This is a genomic window from Streptomyces sp. ITFR-16 (assembly GCF_031844705.1).
Lineage (GTDB): Bacteria > Actinomycetota > Actinomycetes > Streptomycetales > Streptomycetaceae > Streptomyces.
Genome location: NZ_CP134609.1, coordinates 37,828 through 62,283, shown reverse-complemented (window position 1 = coordinate 62,283; position 24,456 = coordinate 37,828). Strand labels below are relative to the sequence as shown.

Below are 24,456 nucleotides of genomic sequence, written 5' to 3'. Positions count from 1 at the left end.
CCCGTGGGGCGGCGCGATGTCCAGTCGCTCGGAGCCCGGACGGTGGAACCCCGCCCCGTGCTCAGCGACTGTCGTTCAGCCAGTCACCCGGGATCAGATCACGCATGCGGTCGAGGTCCTGGGCGCTCCGGCCACGGGCGAGGACGGCCGCGCCGTCGTCATCGCGCAGAAGGACGTCCCGGCCCAGGAACCACCGCGTCTCCTCGCCGGGGGGACAGGCCGGGAACGGCAGTCGCACCGCGTGCGCCTCCAGCGGTTCGAGGCTGTCGTCCTCCACGTCCAGGTAGTCGCACAGCTCCTCGTCGGCCTGCAGGGATTCCGACAGGACGATCTCGACGAAGCAGAGCGAAAGACGCTCCAGCCAGGCCTCCCAGCGCTCGGCGCTCTTGTCGGCGAGGTCGAGCCGGACGAACACCGCAGGATCGTCACCCCGGAGGTCGTCGAGGCGTACGCCCCAAGAGGCGGCTCCCTGGTTCTCGTGACGGAAGACCAGGGCCTCCCCGGCGTCATCGACGTACAACTCCGCGGGACCGAGCAGCACATCGTGGTTGCTGGTGAGATCCCGCCGGCGCCCGAACAGCAGATACGCCTCACGCAAGGCGGCCGGCAGCCGGTGCCCGAGCCGCTTCTCGGCGGCGTCGAGATCGGCTTCCGTCCACCCGTCCTCGTGCTCCAGGGCGGCGCCGGCCCAGTGGGCGGCGAAGCCCTGGACGAAGGCCCACGCACCCCTGCGGTCTTCGACGCCCTTCGCGAGCGACGCGGCAAGATCGAACTCTTGTGTCATGCCAGGACGATATAGGCCCCGCTCACCAGCCCTCTTCGCACCCCGACGCGCCGTCAGGGTCCTACTCGCCACCCCGGCGGCGCACCATCTCGGCGATCCAGACAGGTGCGAACGGAGAGGTGCAGCCCGCGGAAGTCGGGTAGTCCTTGAGCACTTCCAGTCGCTCACCGATGGCGACGGCACGGGCCCGGTGTTCGGCGTGCTCGATCCCGATCTGTGCCAGGCAGTGATTCATCGCCCACTGCAGACGGTCCGGGGCGTCCTTCATCCCGGTCTCGATGGTGTCGAGCAGCCCGGCGAGGTCCAGTCCGTCGGGCTTCTTCGCCACGCGTTCGGTGGTCAGCGCCCAGCCGGCACTCGCCACCACGGGATCCGGATCGGCGGTCCAGGCAAGGCGCAGCTCTTCGGCGTGCGGGCTCTTCTTCACCACGTAGTTCACGAGCCAGTCGTGCACCTTGGGGGAGCGCGCGTCGCGCACCATGGCGTCCAGCTCGGCCCGCCCGAACGCCTTCGGGCGGCAGACCAGGAGCGCCAGGAGTCTCGCCGCGGTGTCACCTGTGTCCCAGAGCTGAACAGCGAGTTCCTGCTGTGTCCTCAGCCGCTTCGCGAGCGCCCGCAGTCTGCCGAGGTTCACACCGTGGTCATCGCCGTGCCGTTCGTTCACGGCGCGTGCCTTCGGGTCCTCGGGAGCGGCCAGCTCGGCCATCACCTCGTCCACCGTCGTCCCGGCCATCTCGGCCTCCGTCCGCTCCGCGACTCGACCTCCGGTGAGACGAACCTACCTGTGACCGGCCGGGACGACGCCGTGCTCCCGCTCTCCGTGGTCAGGACGGCTGGACTTGATCGAAGAGGGCGAGGGCTTCGGCGGGGTCGGGGCTCACCAGGCGTTCCAGACCGGCCGCCGTGATCTTCGCCCACCTGCCGGCCCGCGCCCACATCTGTTCCTCGAAGGCGCGGACGACCCCGTCCGGATCCCCGGGCCCCGTGGCGAGGGACTCGGCGAGCTCGGCGCCTTCCAGCATCGCGAGGTTCGCACCCGCCCCCAGCGGAGGCATCAGATGGGCGGCGTCGCCGAGCAGCGTCACGCCGGGTACGTGGGACCACGTATGGGAGACGGGCAGTACGCAGAGGGGGCGGTGGACGAACGCGACGCCGTGGCGCAGGAGATCGAGGACGGGCGTGGCCCAGCCGTCGAACAGGGCCAGCAGACTCGATCGCACGGCCTCGGCATCGGCCAGGTCCAGGCCGGCGTGCCAGTCCAGCGGAGCCCGGAACTGGGCGTAGACCTTGACGTGACCACCGCTGTTGCGCTGCGCGACGAGTGCCCGGTTCACGCCGTACGCCGCCACCGACCCGTCGCCGATCAACCGGGCGAGGTCGGGGTGCCGGGTGTCGACGTCGTCCAGCGAGGTCTCGACGTAGGTGACGCCCGTGTAGTGCGGCGTCGCGGACGAGAGGGCCGGCCGGGTCCGCGACCGGGCACCGTCCGCACCGACGACGAGGTCGAACGTCTCCCGCCGCCCGTCCGTGAAGTGGACCTGTACGCCGTCCGGCCCTTCCGGCACCACCCGGGTGACGCCCCGCCCCCACTGGACATCGACAGAATCGAGCAGCAGGTCACGGAGTTGCCCGCGGTCGATCTCGGGATGGGCCCGGTCGTCCGGCCGGGGCCGCCAGTCGCGCAGCACGTTCCCCGCCGCGTCCAGAATGCGCATGGCCTGCCCCTCGGGGCGGGCCAGCGCCCGAAACTCCGCCAGCAGCCCCGCCTTGTCCAGCGCGAGCTGACCCATCCCCTCGTGCAGGTCCAGCGTGCCGCCCGGGGGACGGGCGGCAGGGGAGGGATCGCGTTCCAGGACGGTGACGGGGTGACCATGACGGCGAAGGACGCGCGCGAAGGTCAGGCCGCCGGGGCCGGCGCCGACTACAGCGATACGATGTCTCATGCCGATACACTGTATTTCCCGCTTCCGACGCATGGCAACAGGACGGAATGACCATGACTGTGTGGGACCGGCCGGAGCCGCCGGCGCGCCCCGTACCGCTCGACCGGGAGCGCATCGTCGCCGCCGCCATCGCCCTGGCCGACGAAGGCGGCCTGGCGGCGGTGTCGTTGCGCAAGGTCGCCGCCCGGCTGAACGCGGGCCCGATGCGGCTGTACGGATACATCGCCACCAAGGAGCAGCTGTTCGACCTCATGATGGACGAGGTCCAGGCCGAAATCCTCCCGGAGGAGCAGCCCGGCGGCTGGCGCGATGCCCTCCGCACCCTGGCCCACCGCACCCGGCGGACCGCGCTCCGCCACGAGTGGCTGGCCGACCTCCTCGGCGGCCGCCCGGCGCTCGGCCCGAACGGCGCGGCCGTGGCCGAGGCCACGCTGTCCGCCCTCGACGGCCTCGCCGACATCGACACCGTCATGCGTGCCGTGGAGACCGTCAGCGCCTACTTCACCGGCGCGATCAGGCGCGAGATCGCGAACCTGAGGGCCGAGCGCGCGACGGGCCTGTCCAAGCACGACTGGCAGCGCGCCTCCGGCCCCCATCTGACGAAGATGCTGGCCACGGGCCGCTTCCCGGCGCTGTCCAAGGCCGTGTACGACGGCACGGACCTGGACGCCGAGACCGCCTTCGACACCGGCCTGGACTGGGTCCTGGACGCCGTGGCGACCCGACTCACATCGTCGCCGCAGTGAGGTCCGGCTCCGGACGGCTCACGGGTTGCCGCACTCCGGGGCACCGGTATCGAACCGGATGTGCGTGCGGTGGCCGTCGTACGGCCGAGTACTGCGGGGCAACCGGCCGCTTTGCGTCAACGTCGTGCGACCAGGTGCCACGGTGCCTCGGCCGGGGGTAGACAGGTCGCGGAGTCCTCGCGCTCGCCCGGCCGAGGCCGTCGCGCCGACCCCGTCGGCGAACACACCGACATCCCCGTCCAACTCACCACACACGTAAGCGACGTCAGCACCTGAACCACCCGGAGCCCTTTGATGGCCACGCGCCGCCCGCAACGACGCCGCCCCGCACCCCGTCGCCGTACCTACCGCACCCGTAGGCGGCGGCAGGGCGAAACCCCGGTGCCGCTGCTCGCCGCCTGCGCCCTGACCGCCGCCGTGGCATGGGCCGTCATCTCGTGGCTGGTGAACAACTGGTGGGTCCTGATCCTCCTCGGCGCCGTCGCGGCGGTGGGCGGAGTCTGGTGGGCCCACCGCTACCGGCAGCGACGGGCCTGGGACCGCGTGCGGCAGCAGGCGCTGCGCTACGGGCTCCCGCAGCTGGACGCCCTGCACCACCGCGACTTCGAGTACGCCGTCCGCGATCTGATGCGCCGCGACGGATGCACCGACGCCCGGCAGATCGGCGGAGCCGGCGACAACGGAGCCGACGTCCTGGCCACCGACCCCCACGGGCGCACCTGGGTCATCCAGTGCAAACACCGCGTGCGACACGAAGTCGCACTATTCAGTGGGCGGAAAGTAAGGAGGAAAGCTCCGCCTTCGGCAAGTGATCAATGCCGATCCCCACATTCGGGGGCATCTCTGGCAACGGGGGCGTCCTGAGCCGAATGTAAAAGCCCAAGACCCTGTCTCGTCGCGGGGAACAGGCGAAGGGGAAGGCCGGAAGGACGAACGAAAGTGAATCCCTGGTGCAACGCATCGTTAATGCAACTTCGCGCCGACGAGGAACTAAGCGAGCGCGATGGCAAGTCCTGGCGGAGGGAACCGCCACGTGCGTGGAAGGCGACGAAACGACCACGAGATCACCATGGGACTCGGTGCAGAGGGGGCGTCCTAACCGCGCCGTACCTGAATAGTGCGGAACGTGAAACCCCGTAAAGGTCCGCTATTTGCGGTAAGTCGGAGGTAACGAAGACCTAACCCCTTTGCGGGAAAGGATGATCCGAGAAGCGAATGCCGCCACGGCGAAAGCCCAGAGGAAATGACCGGGAATGGCTACCTCCAGCCCCGGCTATAACTCGGCGGATATCAGGTAGATACCTGAACCCGAAAAGGGGGCCCACGCGGATCAGGTAGGCGGAAAAAGACAAACTGCGAGAAGTCTGTATCGAGGTATAAGTTAGATGCCGAAAGGAGCGGCGGTCAGAATGTCGACGACAGTACGACTGTCGCCAGAGTCGGCGAACGGACCCTCGGGCGTGATCGGCAGGCCACCCATATCCGAATGGGCGAAATCCGAGGCGAACGTAAGGCGACTTCGACAGCGAATCTTTAGAGCCGCGCAAGAAGGTGACCTCAAGAAGGTACGGAACCTTCAAAAGCTCATGCTGCGCTCACACTCGAACCTCGTCGTGAGTGTGCGACGAGTGACGCAGACGAGCAAGGGAAAGAATACGGCGGGCGTCGACGGCGAGACCGCCCTTACTCCCTCGGAGCGACAGCGCCTAATCAAGGAGCTGGCATCCGAGACTGGTCTCGCAGCCAAATCCGTCAAGCGTGTATACATTCCGAAGTCAAACGGCAAAATGCGGCCCCTGGGAATCCCGGTCATTAGGGATCGAGTGCATCAGGCCAGGGCGAAGAACGCCCTGGAACCTGAATGGGAGGCTCGCTTCGAAGCGAGGAGCTACGGCTTCCCAGCCGCTTCGTGCGCTTCCCCGAAGTGACTGTGTGGATGGTGCTGATGGCGTCATGACAGCTTCGCCCCGGGCGGGACTTGCCTTCAATGAGGATAAAACCCGCGTGGTCCACCTCAGTGAAGGATTCGACTTCCTTGGGTTCAACATCCAGCGTATGCGTAACGGCAAGGTGATCATCCGGCCGAGTCGAGATGCCGTTAAGCGACTCATCCGGACGCTCAAGGAGCGCATCCGAAGCATGGATGGTTGGGAGACCATTGCTCTAATCGGCAAGCTCAACCCGATCATCCGAGGATGGGCAACCTACTACCGGGGGGTCGTCTCCAGTAACATCTTCGCGGCGCTGGACTCTTATGTTTTCCAGCGACTCTGGTTGTGGGCCATGCGAAGGCATCGAAACAAGGGACGACTGTGGAGGATCGCCCATTACTGGGGTGAATACACCTCCACAGGCGAGATAGATGGGTGTTCGGCGATCTTAAGACCGGTGCATATCTCATCAAATTCAGTTGGACCAGAATTGTGCGGCACAAGCTGGTCAAGGGGCGGGCCTCCAAGGACGACCCGAGCCTGACCGCATACTGGGCCAGCCGATCCCGGGGTCGCAAGCATCCCGATGCTGATAGAAGGCGAAACATCGGGATGGCTGTGCGGCAGAAGGGACTTTGCCCAAGGTGCGGACTAGACCTGATCGAGGGCGCCGAATTCGAACCACAGGATGTACGCGAGTGGGTCCAATGGTTCTCGGCTTCGTCAAAGCGACTGCACGTGCATCATATCGTGTATCGCCGTGACGGAGGAGCAGACGACAGGTCGAATCTGGAGCTGATTCACGCAGACTGCCATCGGGAACTCCATGCCCGTGGCGACCGTAGGGCACCTACTGCGCGGGCCTCGCAGCCCGCTTGAGCCGTGTGCGTTGAGAGGCGCACGCACGGTTCTGAGGGGGGTCTGGCGCAGCGATGCGCCGGACCTACCCGACAGGGACGGCGACCGCGGCTCAGCCGTGGGCACCCCCGATCTGCAGCGCGTCAACGGCACCGCCCGCCAGCTTTACGGCGCCGACATCGTCCTGGTCGTCACCAACGGACGCTTCTCCACCCGCTGCGCACCACTTGCCGCGCAACTGCGGATGCACCTGGCCGACCGGCGGACGCTCGCCGCCTGGGCCGGCGGCGGACGTCCCCTGTGGGAGCTTCTGCCGAAGGTCCCCGCACCCCGCACGGGCAGGTAGCGCGGGGCGGGCCCGGCGTTCCTGCGCGACTCATGCTGCTTACTGCCCCCTGAACGACGAAGATCCCGCCCGGTCGTGCGACCGGACGGGATCTCGTCACGCCTTCTGGGCCCGTCACGGAGCGGACGGCGGCTGCGCGGCGGGGGAGCGGAGGACGAGCAGGGTGATCTCGCTGGGAGCGAAGACGCGGAAGGGCGGACCCCAGAAACCCGTGCCCCGGCTCGTGTAGAGAAGCGTGCGGCTGCCATGGCGGCTGAGGCCGGCGAGAGCGGGCTGGTCGATGCCGACGAGGTGATGGAAGGGCCAGATCTGGCCGCCGTGGGTGTGGCCCGAGAGCTGGAGGTCGACCCCACCCGCTGCGGCCCGGTCGATGAACTTGGGCTGGTGGGCCAGGAGCAGGACGGGCAGGTCGGGGTCGGCGCCGTCCAGGGCTCCCGCCAGGTGGGCGCGGTGGCCGGCCAGGCCGGAGGACTCGGCGGTGACGTCATCGACGCCGGCGACCACCAGGGTGTCGCCGCCGCGTTCGAGCAGCAGATGGCGGTTGCGCAGCGGCTCCCAGCCGAGCTCGTCCATCAGGTCGACCCAGCCCTGGGCCTCGCTGTAGTACTCGTGGTTTCCGGTGACATAGACCCGGGCCCGTGTGGCCCGTACGGTGCCGAGCGGAGCGGCCTGGGCACGGCGGCGCTCGGCCGTGCCGTCCGCGATGTCACCGGTGTGGCAGACCAGGTCCGCGTCCAGGGTGTTGACCTTCTCGCAGACCCGCGCCGACCAGCGGGCGCGGTCGAGGGGCCCGTAGTGCGTATCGGTGATGAGGGCGACCCGCGTCCCGTCCAACCCCGCTCCCAGGCGCGGAAGTTGTACGTCCAGCCGACGCACCCGGGGCACCCGGCGGGCTTCGGCGTACCCCCAGACCAGCAGCACGGCGGCTACGCCGAGAACGGCCCAGGTGACGATCCGGGCCCGGGTCTGCCCGTCGCCCACACCACCCACGGTCAGAGCGAGGCGCAGCAGGACGCCGAGCAGAACGGACCAGGTGAACAGGACCCAACTGGCCCCCAGGAGGGTGTCTCCGACGATCGCGGCCCCGTCCTGCTGCCGCTTTCCGTGGCCGCGCACCATCGCGAGCGGCATGGTGACCAGACCCAGGACGAACACGGCGGTGCCGCCCACCGCCACGGGAAGCGGCCAGTCCTGGCCGGCGTACAGCAGCACCCAGCAGGGCACGGCCCACAGCAGGACGGGTGCGATCAAGGGGATGAACCGCATCAGACGGCGCAGCCGACTCTGCTCGTCCGCATGCGCCGCACCGTCCGCAGATCGGGCTTCGCTGGTGTCGGTCACGCTTCCGCTCCTCACATGGCCGGTCTGCCCGGCGCGCGCACTGGACCCGGTCGCCCCGGGGACCCGAGCCGGAGGCCGCCGGCAAGAGATGGCGACCTTGCCGAGGATCTCGTCGGGGTTCTTGGTCCGGGCGACGGTCATGGATAGTCGCCCCAGTCTACGACCCGGACCCGGTCGCACGGAGGCGAGCCGAAGCAGGCCGCCCGGTCACTGGGCGGCCACGGCCGCAGTGAACAAGGGGCGGCCCCGGGGCTCGGGGGAACGGATGCGGACGGGGGTTGTGACGCTCGTCGAAGTGGCCGTCATCGGCCCTGCGGGGGTGCATCAGCACCGGATGTCGCGAACACCTGCGCAGCGGCGGTGAGCAGCTTCTCCCGGTTGCGGACCGCGTCGGCCCACTCGGCCGTGACCGGCATGTCTCCGGACCGCTGCGCGCTGCTGGGCGCCAGACTCCCTCTCCTGTGACCGCCGCTGAGGCGGAATGCATCTCTCCGGTTGCAATGCGGAGCGTCGTTCCGTATCGTAAGTGGAGCAACGTTCCGCTTGGTCGGGTCCAGCCCCGGCCGAGCCCGAACGCACTCACCTTTCCCACCCGCCCTCCGCGCCGCGATCAGCCGCGGAGGCTTCAGAAGGGACACGCCATGGCCGAGTGGACCTCCACCGCCGACACCTATCTGCATCCGACCGCTCCGCCGGTGATATCGGTCAGCCCTGTCACGCTGTCCGTGCCCGGACGCCCGCTGGACCTCGACGTGCGGGTCTCCGCGCCGATGACCGGTGCCGGCCTGCCGGTCATTCTGCTCTCGCACGGCCACGGAGGGGCTTACGGCCTCTCCTCGCTCGACGGTTACCTGCCGCTCGCCAAGGTATGGGCGGCGCGCGGGTTCGTCGTGATCCAGCCGAACCACCTCAGCGCGCCCAGGCTGGGCAACCTGGTCGGCGACAGGCCCGAGGCGCCGCTGTTCTGGCGCTCGCGTGCCGAGGACATGAGCGCCGTCCTCGACCGGCTCGACGAGATCGAGCAGGCCGTCCCACAGCTCGCCGGGCGCATCGACCGCACCAAAGTCGCGGTGGCCGGCCACTCCCTCGGCGGCTTCACCGCCGAACTCCTCCTCGGCGCCCGGATCATCGACCCCGACACCGACGAAGAGGTCAGCCTCCTCGAACCCCGGATCACGCAGGGCGTGCTGATCGGCGCGACCGGCCGGGGCGCAGACGCCTTCGACGGGTTCATGGCCGACCAGGTGCCGGTCTTTCGCACCATGAACCTCACCACGATGACCACCCCCGCGCTGGTCGTCGCCGGCGACAAGGACGACTCCCCGCACTGGACGACCACGGGCCCGGACTGGCACGCCGACCCGTACCACCTCGCCCCCGGGCCCAAGACCCTGCTCACCGTCTTCGACGGCGAACACCTCTTCGGCGGGATCCAGGGCCACGACAGTGTCGAGACCACGGACGAGAGCCCCGACCGGGTCGCCGCCGTCGCCGAACTGACCGCCGCCTACCTCCGTACCGCCTTCGACCCCGGGAACACCGCCTGGCAGAAGGCCCAGGACGCACTCACCACAGGCCCCGACGCCTACGGCAGCGTCGCATCCAAGTAGTCGCCGAGACCCCACCCGAGGGCTGGGCAACCAGCCCGCCATGAGGAGCACACTCCATGCAGAACACTTCCGTCGCCCTGGTCACCGGGGCAAACGCAGGTATCGGCCGGCAGGTGGCGAAGGAACTCGCCGGACACGGGTACACCGTGCTCGTCGGCTCCCGTGACCTGGGCCGCGGCGAAGCCGCCGCAGCCGGGATGGACGGGGACGCCCACGCGGTGCAGCTCGACGTCACCGACGAGGCGTCGATCGCGGCCGCCGCCCAGCGGATCCGAAACGAGTTCGGCCGCCTCGACGTACTGGTCAACAACGCCGGCATCTCATTCGTCGGTGACGCCGACACCCCCCTGGAGGAGCGCGCCCGCCAGGGCCTGCTCACCGAGGTGTCACCCGACGTCGCCCGCCAGTTCTTCGAGACGAACGTCATCGGACCGATCGCACTGACGCAGGCACTGCTCCCACTCCTCCGCGAGGCCCCGGCGGCACGGATCGTCAACGTGGGAAGCTCCGGCAGCTCACTCACGCTGAACGCCGACGAGAACAACCCGCAGCGTTCCATGTTCGGTATCTATCCCACCTCGAAGTCCGCGCTGCACGCAGCCACGCTCGGATTCGCCACCGCCCTCGAGCCGGCCGGCATCAAGGTCAACGTCGCAGACCCCGGTTTCACGGCGACCGCCCTCAACAACTTCCAGGGCACGAAAACCGTGGAAGAAGGTGCCCGGCACATCGTCCGGATGGCGCTCATCGGACCTGACGGCCCGACAGGCACGTTCTCCGGCGACGACGGCCCTCTCCCCTGGTGACAGACCGGACACCCCACCCGCACCAGCACCAGCACTGAAGGATTTCCATGAATCACCCCATGATCGCCCTGGTCACCGGCGGCAACAAAGGAATCGGCCGCGAAATCGCAGCCCAGCTCGCCGAACTCGGCCACACCGTCCTGATCGGCGCACGAAGCACTCCTCCGCCCACGCATTCGCCAACCTCGACACCGCGCGGCGCGGCGGCGACGTCCTCAAGGAGCTCGTGCAGCAGCCGCGCACCGTACGCCAGGGGCCGGGCTGGCGCGAGGAGATCATCGGTGCGCTGCCGGAGATGTTCTACGCCGTGCACCGCTTCGTGATCGAGGGACCGGAGCCCGCCGAGGACGACACCGACGGCCGCTTCCACATCCTCAACGTCCGCCGGCGACGGCGTCGTCGTGGAGACCGCCGGGGGAGCCCGCCACGACCTGGCGTTCGCCGAGACCCTCACCGTCCCCGCCTCCGTGGGCGCCTACCGGCTGCACCCCGTGGGCGGACGCCCGGTGCACGTGGTGAAGTCCCTGGTGACGCCGGTATGAGCCGTGTCCCCGTGCTGGAGATCGGCGGCACCCACGTGACGGCCGCCGTCATCGACACCGAGGCCGCCGGGCCCGACCCCCTCCGCGCCGTACGGCGGCCGGTCCCCGCCGACGCGCCGGCCGGTGAACTCCTCGACGCCGTCGCCGCCGTCGCCGAGACCCTCACCGTCCCGGCCGCCGCGCACTGGGGCGTGGCGATACCCGGCCCCTTCGACTACGCCGCCGGGCCGTGTGCATCACGCTCGGAACCGGCGTCGGCTCCTCGCTCCTGGACCGGGGACACCCCGTGGTCGAAGGCCCCGACGTACCGCCCGGCGGCCGGGCTCACCGGCTCACCGTCCAAGGACTGCCCCTGGAACCGAGCCTCTGCGAGGCGCCGCCGATCGTTTCGCGGCCCGCCTCGCGGAGGCAGCCAGGGGCGGTATATCCGACGGGTCCGTGACGCCTCGGTGAGACGGCGCTGCGGGTGGAAGGATTGGATCGGGTGGTGTCGGGTTCGGTGGACGTGCCACCTTCCGCTCGTCCTGATCTTTCAGCGGCGGGTCGGTCGCAGGCGCTCGATGCGGTCGAGGTCGCCGGCGAGCAGATCGCGGTGACTGATGGTGAAGTCACCGTTGGGCAGAGTCTGGCCGTGGCGATAGTGCCGGCCGACGACGGCGGTCGGGAGAAAGGCGCGCAGGCGGTGGCGCATGTCCCCGGGGTACACGACGGGTGCGCCCCAGCCGGAAGGGGCTTGGTCGGTGGAGAACAGGACCCAGTGGTCCACGGGCACGGTGGCGTCGAGGTCCGGTGCCTTACCGGTGTGGCTGTCCAGGGCAGGCACGGTCAGCCGGTCGGGGTCGAGAGGCGCGTACCACATCAGCAAGGGCTTGGCGCGTTGCGCGTCGGCGTTGTCGAAGCAGCACACGGCGATGGTGTGGTCGGGGAAGTGGTCGGCGTAGAAGCGCAGGAGATCCGGGTCGAGATCGGGGCGCCGGTGCGGTGGCACCTGCCACAGCGCTGCGGGAACCGCGGTGGGGTCGTCCGCCAGGAGCACCGTGTAGACGTCGTGGTCGAAGACCTGGACGGGCTGCGGTTCCGCGCTCATCCACGCCATGCCGTCGTCCGTGGCGGCGCCCTGTTCCACGGCGGCGACCATGCGGTGCAGGATGTCGTCGGCGCGCCCGGCGGAGAGGAAGTGCCGGGGTGTGAGCTGCCTGGTGGGCAGGTGCAGCAGCATGGCGTTCGGGCCGCCCGCCAGGTTGACGGCCGTGTTCTGGTAGCCGAGGACGTGGACGAGGCCGTGGGCGCGGTGGTGCTGTCGCCCGCAGTACAGGATCGTGCCGGAGAACGCTGCCTCGCCTGTCGAGATACACATGGCGGAAAGGTATCGCCCCTTCTCCGGCGGGCGCCGAGGGGGTCTGGCCCGGCTGAGGACCGCAACCGCCGATGGACGGCCCCGAAACGGAGTTCAGACGCCCGGCCGGCCGGGTAGAGCTGCTCGGCAGGCCGGGGCAGAACCACCGCCTCGACGGCGAGGTTGCCGAGGTGGTGTGTGACCAGCGATCGGATGCCGGCCTGTGGATTTTGGTCCGGGGCGTAGGCCGGCAGCTGGAACACGGTGAGCCACTCGGCGCTCGCTTCGATGAACTCCCGTATTGCGTTGGTCAGGTGCAGGAGGGCGTTGTCCCGAACCAGCACAATCGGACCACCGAGCTGAGCGTGCGCGCGGACGATCAGATCACGGAAGTCCCGTCGGCCGAAACCCTTCTGACCCCCGGCCGAGCCCCATCGGGTCATCCTTGCGGCCCGGGTACTCGCATCTCGCACAGATGAGCCGGGGCATGGCGATGTGCCACAGCGCCACCTGCGTTGAACCAGCTGACTCGGACGGCAACGGCAGGCCCTTCGACATGCACCGGATCAGTTGGAGCGTCTCTGCGCCCGTACGTGCCGCTCGGCGGCGTCGAACGCGGGCGCGAGCGGGGCCAGCGCGGTGCGGAGCTGGTCGGGCAGTGAGCCGGACGGCACGACCAGTCCTCCGGCACCGAGACTCCCGGCAGCCTCCGCGCTCCCGGCCGGCTGGAGCCAGCCTTCCAGCGCGATGCGAACCGCCGCGGCGACGCTTGCCGCCAGAACGCGGGCCGTGGGCCCTCCGGTGCCATCCAGGCGTTCGGCGATCACCGCCGTGAGAGGGGACTCGATGCCGGCGGTGGCGTCGAGGAACGCGTCGCGCAGCGCGGTCCGGGTGGTGATCAACAGCAGCGCCTCGTGCGCGCGCTCTCCGGTGTTCGTGTATTGCTCGACCACCGCGTCCGCGACGGCGTCGGCCAGGCGCACATCTGCGGGCCGGGCCGCGACCGCCGCCGCGATCCGCGCCTCTCGGTCTGCGGTCACAGCGGAGACGATCGCCTGCTCCCTGCTGGCGAAGTAGTTGTTGTACGTGCGCGGCGAGACTCCGGCCGCCTCGGCGATGTCCTCGACCCGGACCTGGTCCGGGCCGCGTTCGATGGCCAGACGCAGGGCCGCCTCGCGCAGCGCTTCGCGCGTGGCCTGCTTCTTCCTCTCCCGCAGCCCTCGTGGTGTCGTCACGATGTCAACCTCTCATACAAGCTGCGTGCACGCAAACTTGCGTGCGCGCACTTTTCTTGTCAGTCTCCACCCATACGAGACCGAGAGAGAGGCCGTCACCATGCGAGCCAGAGGAATGACCTACGACACCGGACTTGTCGTGCACGGCCAGACATCCCGTGAGGACTTCGACCCCGAGGTGGTCCGGCGCGAGCTCGCCATCATCCGCGACGACCTGCACTGCAACGCGGTCCAGATCATCGGCGGCGACCCGGACCGACTGGAGCTGGCCGCCGGTGCCGCCGCCGAACTCGGCCTGGAGGTCTGGTTCTCGCCCTACCCGCTGGAGCTGGATGCGGAGCAGATCCTCACGCTCTTCCGCGACTGCGCCGAGCGTGCGGAGCGGCTCAGGCGGCAGGGAGCCGCGGTCGTGTTCGTCGCAGGCGTCGAGCTGAGCGTGATGAGCCGGGGCTTCCTGCCCGGAGAAAGCCCCGAGGAACGGGTCGCGCACCTGATGAGCCCGCCCGAGCGGCGGGCCGAAGCGATGCGGGAACTCGGCGCGCGCATCAACGCCTTCCTCCGCGACGCCGCAGCCGCGATCCGCGAGCGCTTCCGGGGCAAGCTCACCTACGCGTCCATCCAATTCGAGCAGGTCGACTGGGCTCCCTTCGACATAGCGACGTACGAACTGCTCCGCTCCGCCGAGATCGCCGGCCAATTCCGGGACGCGGTACGCACCCTGGCCCAAGGCCCGAAGCCGCTCGCCGTCACCGGATTCGGCACCGCGGCCTATCGCGGCGCGGGGGACCGGGGCGGGCGGGTGCTGGAAGTGGTCGAGCACGACCCACAGACCAAGGCCCCCGTCCGGCTGAACGGCATATACGAGCGCGACGAGGCCGGCCAGGCCGCGTACCTGAGTGAACTGCTGGAGATATTCGAGACCGAGGGCGTGGACAGCGCGTTCGTGTTCCTGTTCGCCCTGTCCGGCTACCCGCACCGCCCGGACGGCGATCCCAGAGACGACCTGGACCGGGCCGGCCTGGGCATCGTGAAACTCCTCGAAGGACGTCGGGGACAGACCTACCCCGACATGGACTGGGAACCCAAGGCGGCCTTCGCGGCAGTGGCCCAGCGGTATCGGAGCTGACAGTCCCGCTCACACGGGGACCCAGGGTTCGGGATCTGCGACCGGGAAGAACGCCCGTGCGGCAGGGCAGGAGGCAGCACGGAGGTTGACTGACAGGAGATGTCAGTCAACCTCCGGACAGTGGTGCCATGATCCTCAGCCACCACTCCCGCCGGGCCGAGCGGCTGCTCGTCCCCGCAGCCTTCGCCACGGCTCTCGGCAACAACGTCCAGCTCATCGTCGGCGCACTGCTCATGATCAGGGAGCAGCAGACGATGATGGCCGTCGGCTGGCTGTTCATCGCCGTCGCCGGACCGCAGGCGCTGCTGTCACCCTGTTTCGGACGGCTGGCCGACCGCTTCGACCGCCGAACCCTGTGGATCGGCTGCGATGTCACCAGCGCGGCGCTCGCCCTCGCACTGCCGCTCTGGCTGGCCTGCGGCGGTGCCCCGGGACCCGGCATCTACAGCGCCAATCTGGCGCTCGCCGTGGCCGGTGCCCTCTTCTTCCCGGCGAGCTCCGCGCTGATCAAAGAACGCATCCCGGCGGACCGGCTACGGCAGTTCAACGCCCGCTACGAGATGGGGACTCAGGCGGGGATGCTGCTGTCGGCCACGGTCGGCGGGCTCTGCGTCCAGGCGTTCGGCGCGGTGCCGCTGCTGGTGTTCAACGCCGGGACCTTCATCGTCTCGGCCCTCTGCGTCACTGCGGTGGGGCGCCGCCCGGACCAGGCGCCGACGACCGCCGCCATCGAGGGCCCGGCACCGACGGCCGCTCCGCGCAGGCCGCTGCGGATGCGCCACTTCATCCTGCTCTACGCCCAGGGCAGCGTGGTCGTGACGGTGTTCAACGCTCTGCTGCCCACCGCCGTCATCGGCGAACTCCACCTGGGAGCGGCGACGTTCGGCGCGGTCGACGCACTCGGCTGCCTCGGCTTCCTGGCGGCCACCGGCGCGTACCGGATCATCAGCAGACGCACCCCGGACCTTCGTATCGCGGTCGTCGGCTTTCTGCTCTGCAACGTCGGCCTGATGCTCCAGAGCCAGTTCGGGATCGCCGGCTATCTCGTCGGGGTGCCGCTGGGTGCCTTCTTCTTCGGGCAGGCCCGGATCGCCTCCCGGACCATGCTGATGACCTCCGCCGACGATGCCGCGGTGGGCCGGGTCTTCGGTCTGGCGAACGGTGGCGGGCTGGCGGCCACGGTCGCTGTGATGTTCCTGGTCGCGACGATCACCGATCACAGCGACGTGCGCTACGGCTTCGGAGCCCTCGCCACCGTCGCGCTGCCGGCAACCCTGTCCGCCGGACTGCTGTTGAGATCACCGGCCCCCGCCCGGCCTGAGACGTCCGCCGGCCGATACCGGTCGAGCACGGCCGCCGCCGTCTCCTCGATCCTCCGGCGCAGCTCCTCCGGGGCCGGCACCTCGATGTCCGGACCCAGCGACAGCAGTACGGGCACCGCCAGCTCGACCGACTCCAGCGGCACCGTCGCCGTCACCCAGCCACCGTCCTCCGGCGGCCCTGCCGACGCCTCGACGGCGCGGACCAGCGCTGCGTCCAACCGGTCCGGCAGCGCGGACAACAACTCCGGAGCAATCCGGACCGACGCCTGAAGCCGCAGCCTGCGGGCGTCGTAGACAGCGAGGTAGTCCTGCCAATGGGCGGCCAGATCGAACCCCTCCGGGCGCTCGAAACCACCCTCCTCGACCTCCAGACGCAGAATCGACGACACCCGGTACGTCCGCACCGCCCCATCCACCGCCGCCACCAGGTACCAGACACCCGCCTTGAGGACCAGGCCGTAGGGTTCGAGCCGGCGCTCGACCTGCGGCTCGGCCCAGCGACGGTAGCGCACACGGATCCGCCGCTGGTTCCACACCGCATCGGCGAGCGCCACGAGAACGGGCGGGACCCCGTAGCTTCCGTGCTCGGCCGGGCCGCAGAGCAACAACAGCCAGCCGCTGTCTGCGCGGCGACCGGACCGCACCCCTGCGCACGTCAGGTCTCCTTGGCTAGGGTGCGACCATGGCCACCGCCCGCGCCCACGAACCCGCCCTGCTGGACCCCAAGGGCCCGGGGATCACGGCCCTCGCATGCACCGTGGGCGCGGTCCTGTTCCTGGGTGGGGGAGGGGCCTGCGTCTACGTCGCCGTCCGCACCGTCACCGACCTCGACGAGACCGGCAGCGGATGGGTATGGGCCGGCGCCGGCCTCGCCCTGGCAGCGGCGTTCGTCGCCTGCGTAGGGCTGTCCACGATGCTCTCAGCCCGTGAGGACCGGCGGGCCACGCTCCAGCTCGCTGCCCTCGGCGTCGACACGACCGCCCTGGTTCTGGCGGTCGCCTCGGCCCCGCCGACCAACGACAACTACAACCAAGTCCGGCTGCTGATGCGTGTCAGCGGCCCCGGATTCGAACCCTTCGAGTGCGGCAACGAAGTCCCGAAGTACCGGTTCGGCAGCGCCGCACAGGGGACGGTGCTGCCGGCCCGGGTCAATCCGCGCACCCGCGCATTCACCATCGAGCCACCACCAGCGCCCCCGGCCCCCGCAGCCGGAGACGCATAGCGAGGGCGCACGTCTTTACACGCCCGTCGCACCTCACTAGGCCGGTCTCCTTCGAATGGAAGTACCGCACCAGTTCGCCGTGGTGAGACCCCCGGACACGAGCCCTGGCCGGCCGCGCCGTACCGCGCAGGCGGCGGCATTCGCGCCCAGTTCGGCGGTCCGGCCCAGCAGGAGTTCCTGATCGGCGCGGACGAGATGGCGGGGAGCCACCGAATGAGGTTCCCCCTGCTGGCTGGACAGCTTGATACTGGGACGGATGGTCCCGGAGGAAGCAGTCGCAGATGGTGAGCAAGAAGAGCAATATGAGTAAGCGGTATACGGCCGAGTTCAAGCGGGACGCGGTCGCCTTGGCGTTGTCCTCGGACAAGACGGTCACCGAGGTCGCGAGGGATCTGGGCGTGAGTCCGGAGGGGCTGCGCGGGTGGGTGAAGCAGGCGGAGACCGACCGCGGTGAGGGGCCTGCGGGGGGCTTTGACCGCTGCGGAGAGTGAGGAGCTGGTCCGGCTGCGGCGGAAGGTCCGCGAGCAGGAGGCCACGATCGAGGTTCTGGGAGAAGCGACCGCCTTCTTCGCTCAGGACATGATGAGGTAGACACTGCGGCACGGTGTCGTTTCATCGATGCGGAGAAGGCATCGGACGGCAATCCCACAGGTCACAGCGTTTCGTTCCTGTGCCGTGCGCTGGGGGTACCACGTTCCGCCTACTACGCGCACCGGGCCTCGGAGCCGGCCCGGGTGGTGCGGGAGCGGGCCGAGGAGGCGCTGGTGGGCGAGATCCGGGTACTGCATGCCGGATCTCGCGGCGCCTACGGGGCCCCGAGGATTTACGCCGCCCTGCGGCGGGCCGGGCGGGCGGTGAACTCCAAGAAGGTCGAGCGGCTGATGCGCAAGCACCGGATCGCCGGGATCACCCGCCGCCGGCGTGGGGGCCTGACCCGGCAGGCGAAGCGGGCGGTGTTCGCCCCCGGCCTGATCGGCCGGGACTTCACCGCACCCCGGACCGGAATGCGGCTGGTCGGCGACATGACCGAACTGGTCACACTGGAAGGGACGTTGTATCTGGCGACCTGCATCGATCTCGCGACGCGGGAGGTGATCGGCTGGGCGATGGCCGACCATCACCGCGCCGAGCTGCCGGTCACCGCCCTGCGGATGGCCGCAGGACGTGGCGGCCTGGAGCATGGATGCGTCATGCACACGGATCGTGGCAGCGAGTACACCAGTGACGAATTCCGCACCGAAATACGCAAGTTGCGCATGACGCAGTCGATGGGCCGTGTCGGATCTTGTTACGATAATGTCGCCGCGGAAAGCTGGTTCGCCATCCTGAAAGCGGAGATCGGGACGACCGTGTGGGAGACCCGCGAGGCTGCCCGGGCCGACGTTTTCCGCTATATCGAGGCCGAGTACAACCGCAGCCGACTCCGCCGGCACCCCGACTACGGATACGTCACCCCGCTCGAAACGAGATCCCTACTCAGGCAGAACCTCGGTCAGGCAGCGTAAACACCCGCTGCCCAGCCCGCAGGGGGAACTTCACTCGGGCTCACGCCGTACTTGCGGACATCACCGCACGCTGTCAGAACCGGGACGCCGATGCCTCATAGCATCGGCGCGAGCGCCGTCCCGCCGCCCCACCGCCCATGGGACCCCGACGACTCGCCAGACTTCCACGCCTCTCGGCTACTGCTCCTGGTCGCCGAGTGCGGCAGCGACCCGGGTCCTCATATCGCCGGCCGAACCAAGCTCGCGAAGCTCGACTTCTTCCTCCGCTATCCGGCTTTCCTCGAGCGCGCACACACCGAGCTCGCCGACACCCTGAGCGGACAGAGAGCTTTCCGCGCATCGAGGCCCGAGGAAGTGGAAGCCCCGATGATCCGGTACCGGTTCGGTCCCTGGGACCCCCGCTACCGCCAGTTTCTAACCTTCCTCATGGCCCGCGGTCTCATCACCATCACCACCAGCCATAGACCAGAGCGCGTCCGCTTGACCTCGACCGGAAAGCGAGCGGCCGCAGCGCTGGCGGACATGGACGAGTTCCACCCCATCGTCACCCGATGCCGCGCCATGAGGGACAACCTGGCGCAGTGGTCCGGGACAGACCTGAAGAACCTTGTCTACCAACTCTTCCCCGAGGAAGTGGCGGACCTCGCCTTGAACCGCCCCGGGTTCGGTAGAGACTTCAGATTGTGGTTGTGACCTGGGGTTTCGTGATCGTGAGGTAGTAGTTGGTCTCGTATTCGGCGGGTGGGACGTGCCCTATTTCACCGTGGAGGCGGCGGTGGCAGTACCAGTCGACCCATTCCGCGGTGGCCAGCTCGACCTGGGAGAGCGTCCTCCAGGGCCGCCCCGGTTTGATCAGCTCAGTCTTGAACAGGCCGATCGCGGACTCCATGAGGGCATTGTCGTAGGCGTCACCGACGGAGCCGATCGAGGCCGCGATGCCGGCGGCGTCCAAGTGCTCGGCGAGCCGGAAACTCGTATATTGCGACCCGGCATCGGAATGATGTATCAACTCGCCCCGCTGATGGGGCTGTTCGTCGCGGTCGCGCTGCCACAGGGCCATGTCCAGGGCGTCCAGGACGAGTCTGGTCTCCTTCGACGTAGCGGCGGACCAGCCGACGATCCGGCGGGAGAACGTGTCGACGACGAAGGCGACGTAGACGACTGCCGACCAGGTCTTGACGTGGGTGAAGTCGGCGACCCAGCAGCGGTTGGGGGCGGCCGCGACGAAGTTGCGGTCCAGTAGGTCCGGTGCCCGCTCGACGGCGCTGTCCGGGATCGTGGTGATGATCTTTCTCCCGCGGACGGCGCCTGTGATGCCGAGTTCCCGCATCAGGCGCTCGACGGTGCACCGGGCTACGGGGTGGCCCTGGCGGTGCAGCTCGCGCCATACCTTCCTGGCGCCGTAGACGCGGAAGTTGGCCTCGTGGACCTCGGTGATCAACTCCTTGAGGGCAGCATCGCGCACCCGCCTGGCCGAGGGTTCGGCGGCGCGCTTCTTCGCCGCGTAGTAGGTGGAGGGGGCGATCTTGCAGCCGTGCTCGGTGAGCACGCGGCAGATCGGCTCGACACCGCCGAAGCGGTCCCGGTGCTCGTCGATGAACGCTACGAGCGTGTGTGTGGCCGGTCGAGCTCGGCCGCGAAGAAACTTGCCGCAGCCTTGAGGATGTCGTTCGCCCGTTTCAGCTCGGCGACTTCCTTCTTCATCGCCTTGATCTGCGCGGACTCCTCCGTGGTCGTCCCCGGCCGCTGACCGGAGTCGGTCTCGTCCCGCTTCACCCAGTTCCGCAGGGTCTCGGCCGAACCGATCCCGAGTTTCTGGGCGACCGCTCTCAACGCGGCCGACTCGTTCGGATAGTCACCACGGACCTCGGCGACCATACGGACCGCTCGTTTGCGCAGCTCAAGGGGGTAGGAGGAGGGGCGTGCCATGACTCAAACCTTTCACGGAATCAAGTCTCTACCAAACCCGGGGCGGTTCAAGCTGCTGGATTACGTGGAGCGGCACGGCGACGTCCCGCGCAGGGACACCCGCTGGGGCCGGCAGCCCGACATCTGCGTCCGTCCGTTCGGGGCGGGCCGGCTGATGGCGGACCTGCACCTGACCTTCTCCGACATCGGCGCGGCCGGCGTGCTGCTGCTCTGCCTGACCGGGCAGAACTACAGCACGATCTCCACAGCCACGGCGACGCACCACCGCGCCGACGGGCACACCGGGACCACCGCGACTGGGGTGGTGGACCTGGTCAAGCCGCGCCGCGGCCGGGACCGCGCACACATGCCGACCGCGTTGTCCGGCAGCGGGCCCGGCGAGCCCGGCGTCCCGCACCGGCAGTTCGACCTGCACACCCCGTTCGGGGTCTACGCGCTGCTGGTCGATCTGGCCGGCCCGGCACGGGCGCACCTCGGAACGGACCAGCTCCTGGTCTTCTTCTGCTCCCAGGGCGTGGAGAAGGCCCGCGGATTCCGCACAGGCCTGCCCAACGCGATCCTGGCCAGCTGGAGCCGTGGCGCGAACCTGAGCGCCGACGCCTTGGACGAGGGCGGTCTTCCGATTCCGCTGGTGGTCGACAGCCGACGGCTGCGGATGAGCTGGCTGGAACGCCACCAGCAGCCGGTCGCCCACACCGAACGGACGCTGGCGAACGAGTATCTGGCCCGCAACCGCGGCAACCTTGCCGAGTACCAGAAGGTCGTCGCCGACGTGCTGGAGGAGCAGCTGGCTGGCGCGAGGGCCGCGCAGGTCATGCGGGTGCTGACGGCCGCCGACGTCGCCGAGGCCCGGCAGAGGCCCGAGGCGGTCGCCAGGCGCCACGGCCTGGAGACGGCCACTCTGAAGAAGCTGTTGGCCGGGGAACTGGACACCGTGCTGGGAGGCTGCACCGACCATCTGGCCAGCCCACACAGCCCGGCGGGTGAGCCCTGCCGGGCCTCGTTCCTGCTCTGCCTGTCCTGCCCCTGCGCCCGCGCGACTCCGGCGCACCTGCCGGTGCTGATCGCCGTCCAGGACGGACTAAAGGCCCGCAGGCGAGAGATGACACCTCTGCGCTGGGCCGAACGGTTCGCCGGGCCCGTCGCGCAACTGGCCGACCTGCTCGCCAGCTTCCCCACGGCGACGATCGCCATGACCCGCACCGAGATCACCGCCGAGCAGCGCGCCCTGGTCGAGCGGTTCCTGACCCGAGGACTCGACCTGACATGATCATCCCGGACACCGCCCCGGTCCCATCTGCGCCTGCACTGCCCGAGCCGGACACACTCGTGCTGCTCAACCGACCGTTGCGCCCCGGGACCGACCCCAGCACCCTGTCGGTCTTCGCCGACCAGCGCTGGCGCCTTTCGCCCGCCGTGTTCGAGGGCCACACCACCGCGTTCTCTATCGACTTCAGCCCCATCGCCGCACCGTTCCTGCACACGGTCAAGACGCTCACGTGGTTGCTGCTCAACCACACCAGCGCCGGCGTCTCCACCTTCTACTTCCGTCCGCGCACGTTGGCGATCACCACCATCACCTGCATGTTCCGCAGCCTCCGGCTGTTCACCGACTGGCTCCACGGACGCGGCCGGACATGCTTCGGCGAGGTGTCGCTGGCAGACCTCGATGACTACGCCGCCCACGTCAAAGCAACCGAGACCAGCCATGGCCAGCGCGAAGACCGGCTCTCGATCGTGAACCGGGTGTGGTCCTACCGGGACCTGCTGCCCGAGGCCGACCGGCTGCCGCAAACACCGCCCTGGCGCGGCGAGCGCATCCAGGACATCCTCCAGCAGCGGCGCGCCATCCGCGAAGAGAACCGCACCCCCCGCATCCACCCCGAGACGATGTCGGCGCTGCTGGCCTGGTCCCTGCGGTTCGTGGAGACCTTCGCCGAGGACATTACTGCAGCATTCAGCGAACACCTCGTCCTCAGCGAGCGCAGCGGCCGCAGCCGCTGGGGCCGGGCCATTCCCCCACCGCGGCGCCCGAAGGGCGCGCTGACCGACGACCTGCGCGTCCTGCTGAGTGACTACCGCGAGCGGGGACGTCCGCTTCCCGGCATCCGGGACAACGACGGCACGCTCCGGGTCAACCTCTCGCATCTGGGAAAGGTGCTCGACACGGCACGCGGCGCGCTGGACAACCCCAGCAACCGCGCCGTTTTCGCCGAGATGGGGCTGCCCGTCATCGAGGGCACGCCGCTGGACGCGCCGGTCACCGGGCGGTTGGACGGCCGGCCTTGGCACGACGGGGCCATCGAATACACCGAGGCCGGGTTCCTGGCCCGGCATCTGAGTACGGCCTGCTTCATCGTGATCAGCTACCTGTCGGGGATGCGGTCAGGTGAAGCCCTCAGTCTGAAACGCGGCTGCGTCGAACGAGACCACTCCCACGGCCTGGTCCTCCTGCGCGGCAGACACTGGAAAGGTGTCCGCGACGCTGCCGGCGACAAGATGCCCGAGGGTGAGATCCGGGCCGATCCGTGGGTTGTCACCGAGGCCGTCGCCACCGCCGTCGCCGTCCTGGAACGGCTCCACACGAGCACCTGGCTGTTCCCGGCGACGTTGTTCACCGACGGCCGCGATGGCGCGACCATCCTGCGCAGCCGCGTCGGAGGCTCCCGGTCGGAGACCCGAATCAACCACGACATCGCCGAATTCCTGGCCTGGGTCGAGACCTACTGCACCGAGCATGGCCGCAGTGACCGCATCCCGCCCGATCCGGTCCACCCGGTCATCTACTCCGCTCGCCTGCGCCGCACCCTGGCCTGGTTCATCGTCCGCCGGCCACGGGGCCTGGTCGCCGCCGCCATCCAATACGGACACCTCCGCGTTCAGATGACCCTCGGCTACGCCGGAAGCTACGCCTCCGGCTTCCCCGACGACCTCGCGTTCGAAGACTGGCTGGCCCGGCTGGACACCCTCGCCGACGCACACGAGCGCCTACGTGGAGGCGAGCAGGTCAGCGGCCCAGCAGCCGAGATCTACCGGCACCGTGTCCAAGCCGCCACTCGCTTCGCCGGCCGAGTCCTGCGCACCAAGCGGCACGCCACCACCATGCTTGCCAACCCCGACTTGCAGATCTTCCCCGGCAAGGGCATGACCTGCGTCCTGGACCCCAAACGAGCGGCCTGCCGCCTGCGCAGCGAGGAGGACGGCACCCGCCGCACCCCCGACCTCGACGACTGCCGCCCGAACTGCGTCAACATCGCGCGGACCGATCGCGACATCGAACAGGTCCTCGTCCAGATCGAGCGGCTACGACCGCTCGTCGACGACCCGCTGGCCCCGGCCTTCCGACATGCCCGCGAACAGCACGAACTCGACCGACTAGAACGCATCGTCACCGCCCACGATCGCACCGGAGGACCCCACGGTGGCCACTGACCGCGACGCCGAACGCGACGCCATCACAGCAGCGATCCAGCGGCTCCTCGACGGCCGTCCAACCCGGTCTACTGGGGCGCTCACCACGCTGCAACTCGCCGCCGAGGCCGGCGTCAAGCGCTGGGTCCTCACCCACAAGCACGCCGACCTGAAAGAAGACTTCGCCCGGCGAAAGTCCGAGGCGAACGGCATCCCGCCCGCGTTCCAGCACCTGCACGCCCGCGCCATCGACGCCGAAGCCGCCGCCCAGGCCCTGAGGGAGGACAACGGCCGGCTTCGTGAGCGCGTCGCCGTCTATGCCCAGGTCATCCACGAACTCCGAACCGAGCTGGACCGGCGCACCGACAACAACACCCAGCGCAGTCCCGTCCGGAGCCTCCCCACCAGCATGACCTGACGCGCGGGAATGGCAGGTGAACGGTGATCGCTTGACGGTCCTCGC

22 protein-coding genes and 6 pseudogenes are annotated in these 24,456 nt (G+C 69.2%); 19 read left to right on the top strand and 9 right to left on the bottom strand.

Features of this window, described 5'->3' with window-relative positions; genetic code table 11:
- Positions 1–61: 61 nt before the first annotated feature.
- The 3 genes from RLT58_RS00335 to RLT58_RS00325 form a co-directional block, all read right to left on the bottom strand.
- Positions 62–784, bottom strand: a complete 723-nt coding sequence (locus RLT58_RS00335) for an SMI1/KNR4 family protein (protein ID WP_311308304.1) — start codon at positions 782–784, stop codon at positions 62–64.
- Between the two features lie 61 nt (positions 785–845).
- Positions 846–1,517, bottom strand: a complete 672-nt coding sequence (locus RLT58_RS00330) for a DNA alkylation repair protein (RefSeq protein ID WP_311308303.1) — start codon at positions 1,515–1,517, stop codon at positions 846–848.
- A gap of 91 nt (positions 1,518–1,608) precedes the next feature.
- Entirely contained in the window at positions 1,609–2,727 is a 1,119-nt protein-coding gene (locus tag RLT58_RS00325) for an FAD-dependent oxidoreductase (protein WP_311308302.1), read from the bottom strand.
- A gap of 53 nt (positions 2,728–2,780) precedes the next feature.
- Between RLT58_RS00325 and RLT58_RS00320 the strand changes: the two genes are divergently transcribed.
- The 6 genes and pseudogenes from RLT58_RS00320 to RLT58_RS00295 form a co-directional block, all read left to right on the top strand.
- On the top strand, positions 2,781–3,473 hold the full coding sequence (locus RLT58_RS00320) for a TetR/AcrR family transcriptional regulator (protein ID WP_311308301.1): 693 nt from the start codon (positions 2,781–2,783) through the stop codon (positions 3,471–3,473).
- Positions 3,474–3,767: 294 nt separating this feature from the next.
- Complete coding sequence (locus RLT58_RS00315; RefSeq protein WP_311308300.1) at positions 3,768–4,337, top strand: restriction endonuclease; 570 nt, start codon at positions 3,768–3,770, stop codon at positions 4,335–4,337.
- A 521-nt stretch (positions 4,338–4,858) separates the two neighbouring features.
- Entirely contained in the window at positions 4,859–5,401 is a 543-nt protein-coding gene (locus RLT58_RS00310; RefSeq protein ID WP_311308299.1) for a reverse transcriptase N-terminal domain-containing protein, read from the top strand.
- 25 nt (positions 5,402–5,426) lie between these two features.
- Positions 5,427–5,948 carry a group II intron maturase-specific domain-containing protein gene (locus RLT58_RS00305; protein WP_311308298.1) on the top strand — a complete coding sequence of 174 codons (522 nt, stop codon included), beginning with the start codon at positions 5,427–5,429 and terminating at the stop codon, positions 5,946–5,948.
- A gap of 68 nt (positions 5,949–6,016) precedes the next feature.
- The gene (locus RLT58_RS00300; protein WP_311308297.1) at positions 6,017–6,283 is read left to right on the top strand and encodes an HNH endonuclease; all 267 of its coding nucleotides are present in this window, start codon (positions 6,017–6,019) and stop codon (positions 6,281–6,283) included.
- Positions 6,284–6,356: 73 nt separating this feature from the next.
- Positions 6,357–6,608: pseudogene (locus RLT58_RS00295) on the top strand (restriction endonuclease); the annotation flags it as partial.
- A 114-nt stretch (positions 6,609–6,722) separates the two neighbouring features.
- Here the strand turns inward: RLT58_RS00295 and RLT58_RS00290 are convergent.
- Positions 6,723–7,949: a metallophosphoesterase gene (locus RLT58_RS00290; RefSeq protein WP_311308296.1), complete on the bottom strand. Its 1,227-nt coding sequence runs from the start codon at positions 7,947–7,949 to the stop codon at positions 6,723–6,725.
- A 641-nt stretch (positions 7,950–8,590) separates the two neighbouring features.
- Between RLT58_RS00290 and RLT58_RS00285 the strand changes: the two genes are divergently transcribed.
- The 4 genes and pseudogenes from RLT58_RS00285 to RLT58_RS00270 all read left to right on the top strand — a co-directional run.
- On the top strand, positions 8,591–9,559 hold the full coding sequence (locus RLT58_RS00285; RefSeq protein ID WP_311308295.1) for an alpha/beta hydrolase family protein: 969 nt from the start codon (positions 8,591–8,593) through the stop codon (positions 9,557–9,559).
- Between the two features lie 56 nt (positions 9,560–9,615).
- Positions 9,616–10,365 carry an SDR family NAD(P)-dependent oxidoreductase gene (locus RLT58_RS00280; protein WP_311308294.1) on the top strand — a complete coding sequence of 250 codons (750 nt, stop codon included), beginning with the start codon at positions 9,616–9,618 and terminating at the stop codon, positions 10,363–10,365.
- 47 nt (positions 10,366–10,412) lie between these two features.
- Positions 10,413–10,520 (top strand): annotated as a pseudogene (locus RLT58_RS00275) (SDR family NAD(P)-dependent oxidoreductase); the annotation flags it as partial.
- Positions 10,521–10,534: 14 nt separating this feature from the next.
- Positions 10,535–10,907: pseudogene (locus tag RLT58_RS00270) on the top strand (hypothetical protein); the annotation flags it as partial.
- A gap of 532 nt (positions 10,908–11,439) precedes the next feature.
- On the opposite strand, the gene RLT58_RS00265 reads toward RLT58_RS00270, so the two are convergent.
- From RLT58_RS00265 to RLT58_RS00255, 3 genes and pseudogenes are all read right to left on the bottom strand, one after another.
- Complete coding sequence (locus RLT58_RS00265; protein WP_311308293.1) at positions 11,440–12,264, bottom strand: hypothetical protein; 825 nt, start codon at positions 12,262–12,264, stop codon at positions 11,440–11,442.
- Between the two features lie 215 nt (positions 12,265–12,479).
- Positions 12,480–12,686 (bottom strand): annotated as a pseudogene (locus tag RLT58_RS00260) (transposase); the annotation flags it as partial.
- A 123-nt stretch (positions 12,687–12,809) separates the two neighbouring features.
- Complete coding sequence (locus tag RLT58_RS00255; RefSeq protein ID WP_311314377.1) at positions 12,810–13,481, bottom strand: TetR/AcrR family transcriptional regulator; 672 nt, start codon at positions 13,479–13,481, stop codon at positions 12,810–12,812.
- A 112-nt stretch (positions 13,482–13,593) separates the two neighbouring features.
- Between RLT58_RS00255 and RLT58_RS00250 the strand changes: the two genes are divergently transcribed.
- Both RLT58_RS00250 and RLT58_RS00245 read left to right on the top strand, forming a co-directional pair.
- Positions 13,594–14,604 (top strand): glycoside hydrolase family 113 protein, encoded by a 1,011-nt coding sequence (locus RLT58_RS00250; RefSeq protein WP_311314376.1) that lies wholly within the window; start codon positions 13,594–13,596, stop codon positions 14,602–14,604.
- Positions 14,605–14,732: 128 nt separating this feature from the next.
- Positions 14,733–15,755, top strand: a pseudogene (locus RLT58_RS00245) (MFS transporter); the annotation flags it as partial.
- Positions 15,756–15,835: 80 nt separating this feature from the next.
- Here the strand turns inward: RLT58_RS00245 and RLT58_RS00240 are convergent.
- Complete coding sequence (locus RLT58_RS00240; RefSeq protein ID WP_311314375.1) at positions 15,836–16,438, bottom strand: helix-turn-helix transcriptional regulator; 603 nt, start codon at positions 16,436–16,438, stop codon at positions 15,836–15,838.
- A gap of 170 nt (positions 16,439–16,608) precedes the next feature.
- Between RLT58_RS00240 and RLT58_RS00235 the strand changes: the two genes are divergently transcribed.
- From RLT58_RS00235 to RLT58_RS00220, 4 genes and pseudogenes are all read left to right on the top strand, one after another.
- Positions 16,609–17,148: a hypothetical protein gene (locus RLT58_RS00235; protein WP_311308292.1), complete on the top strand. Its 540-nt coding sequence runs from the start codon at positions 16,609–16,611 to the stop codon at positions 17,146–17,148.
- 281 nt (positions 17,149–17,429) lie between these two features.
- On the top strand, positions 17,430–17,639 hold the full coding sequence (locus tag RLT58_RS00230; RefSeq protein ID WP_311308291.1) for a transposase: 210 nt from the start codon (positions 17,430–17,432) through the stop codon (positions 17,637–17,639).
- 90 nt (positions 17,640–17,729) lie between these two features.
- Positions 17,730–18,653, top strand: a pseudogene (locus RLT58_RS00225) (IS3 family transposase); the annotation flags it as partial.
- A 90-nt stretch (positions 18,654–18,743) separates the two neighbouring features.
- The gene (locus tag RLT58_RS00220; protein ID WP_311308290.1) at positions 18,744–19,346 is read left to right on the top strand and encodes a hypothetical protein; all 603 of its coding nucleotides are present in this window, start codon (positions 18,744–18,746) and stop codon (positions 19,344–19,346) included.
- Here the strand turns inward: RLT58_RS00220 and RLT58_RS00215 are convergent.
- A protein-coding gene (locus tag RLT58_RS00215; RefSeq protein ID WP_311308289.1) for an IS3 family transposase occupies positions 19,330–20,582 on the bottom strand; the annotation gives its coding sequence in 2 pieces (ribosomal slippage) (positions 19,330–20,300 and positions 20,300–20,582; 1,254 coding nt in all). The two genes, RLT58_RS00220 and RLT58_RS00215, sit on opposite strands and share 17 nt — an antisense overlap.
- Here RLT58_RS00215 and RLT58_RS00210 point away from each other — a divergent pair.
- Genes RLT58_RS00210 through RLT58_RS00200 form a run of 3 tightly spaced genes read left to right on the top strand, consistent with a single transcriptional unit; the run spans position 20,581 to position 24,411 of the window.
- Positions 20,581–21,852, top strand: a complete 1,272-nt coding sequence (locus tag RLT58_RS00210) for a hypothetical protein (RefSeq protein ID WP_311308288.1) — start codon at positions 20,581–20,583, stop codon at positions 21,850–21,852. The genes RLT58_RS00215 and RLT58_RS00210 overlap by 2 nt on opposite strands.
- Positions 21,849–24,014 (top strand): hypothetical protein, encoded by a 2,166-nt coding sequence (locus tag RLT58_RS00205; RefSeq protein ID WP_311308287.1) that lies wholly within the window; start codon positions 21,849–21,851, stop codon positions 24,012–24,014. The genes RLT58_RS00210 and RLT58_RS00205 overlap by 4 nt, the downstream gene beginning before the upstream one ends.
- Positions 24,004–24,411 carry a hypothetical protein gene (locus tag RLT58_RS00200; protein WP_311308286.1) on the top strand — a complete coding sequence of 136 codons (408 nt, stop codon included), beginning with the start codon at positions 24,004–24,006 and terminating at the stop codon, positions 24,409–24,411. Before RLT58_RS00205 ends, RLT58_RS00200 begins: the two co-directional genes overlap by 11 nt.
- Positions 24,412–24,456: the final 45 nt, after the last annotated feature.

Excerpts from the sequence above, each read along its gene's own strand:
- RLT58_RS00335 (WP_311308304.1), bottom strand. The coding sequence starts at position 784 with ATGACACAAGAGTTCGATCTTGCCGCGTCGCTCGCGAAGGGCGTCGAA.
- RLT58_RS00330 (WP_311308303.1), bottom strand. The coding sequence starts at position 1,517 with ATGGCCGGGACGACGGTGGACGAGGTGATGGCCGAGCTGGCCGCTCCC.
- RLT58_RS00325 (WP_311308302.1), bottom strand. The coding sequence starts at position 2,727 with ATGAGACATCGTATCGCTGTAGTCGGCGCCGGCCCCGGCGGCCTGACC.
- RLT58_RS00320 (WP_311308301.1), top strand. The coding sequence starts at position 2,781 with ATGACTGTGTGGGACCGGCCGGAGCCGCCGGCGCGCCCCGTACCGCTC.
- RLT58_RS00315 (WP_311308300.1), top strand. The coding sequence starts at position 3,768 with ATGGCCACGCGCCGCCCGCAACGACGCCGCCCCGCACCCCGTCGCCGT.
- RLT58_RS00310 (WP_311308299.1), top strand. The coding sequence starts at position 4,859 with ATGCCGAAAGGAGCGGCGGTCAGAATGTCGACGACAGTACGACTGTCG.
- RLT58_RS00305 (WP_311308298.1), top strand. The coding sequence starts at position 5,427 with ATGACAGCTTCGCCCCGGGCGGGACTTGCCTTCAATGAGGATAAAACC.
- RLT58_RS00300 (WP_311308297.1), top strand. The coding sequence starts at position 6,017 with ATGGCTGTGCGGCAGAAGGGACTTTGCCCAAGGTGCGGACTAGACCTG.
- RLT58_RS00285 (WP_311308295.1), top strand. The coding sequence starts at position 8,591 with ATGGCCGAGTGGACCTCCACCGCCGACACCTATCTGCATCCGACCGCT.
- RLT58_RS00280 (WP_311308294.1), top strand. The coding sequence starts at position 9,616 with ATGCAGAACACTTCCGTCGCCCTGGTCACCGGGGCAAACGCAGGTATC.
- RLT58_RS00265 (WP_311308293.1), bottom strand. The coding sequence starts at position 12,264 with ATGTGTATCTCGACAGGCGAGGCAGCGTTCTCCGGCACGATCCTGTAC.
- RLT58_RS00250 (WP_311314376.1), top strand. The coding sequence starts at position 13,594 with ATGACCTACGACACCGGACTTGTCGTGCACGGCCAGACATCCCGTGAG.
- RLT58_RS00235 (WP_311308292.1), top strand. The coding sequence starts at position 16,609 with ATGGCCACCGCCCGCGCCCACGAACCCGCCCTGCTGGACCCCAAGGGC.
- RLT58_RS00230 (WP_311308291.1), top strand. The coding sequence starts at position 17,430 with ATGGTGAGCAAGAAGAGCAATATGAGTAAGCGGTATACGGCCGAGTTC.
- RLT58_RS00220 (WP_311308290.1), top strand. The coding sequence starts at position 18,744 with ATGCCTCATAGCATCGGCGCGAGCGCCGTCCCGCCGCCCCACCGCCCA.
- RLT58_RS00210 (WP_311308288.1), top strand. The coding sequence starts at position 20,581 with ATGACTCAAACCTTTCACGGAATCAAGTCTCTACCAAACCCGGGGCGG.
- RLT58_RS00205 (WP_311308287.1), top strand. The coding sequence starts at position 21,849 with ATGATCATCCCGGACACCGCCCCGGTCCCATCTGCGCCTGCACTGCCC.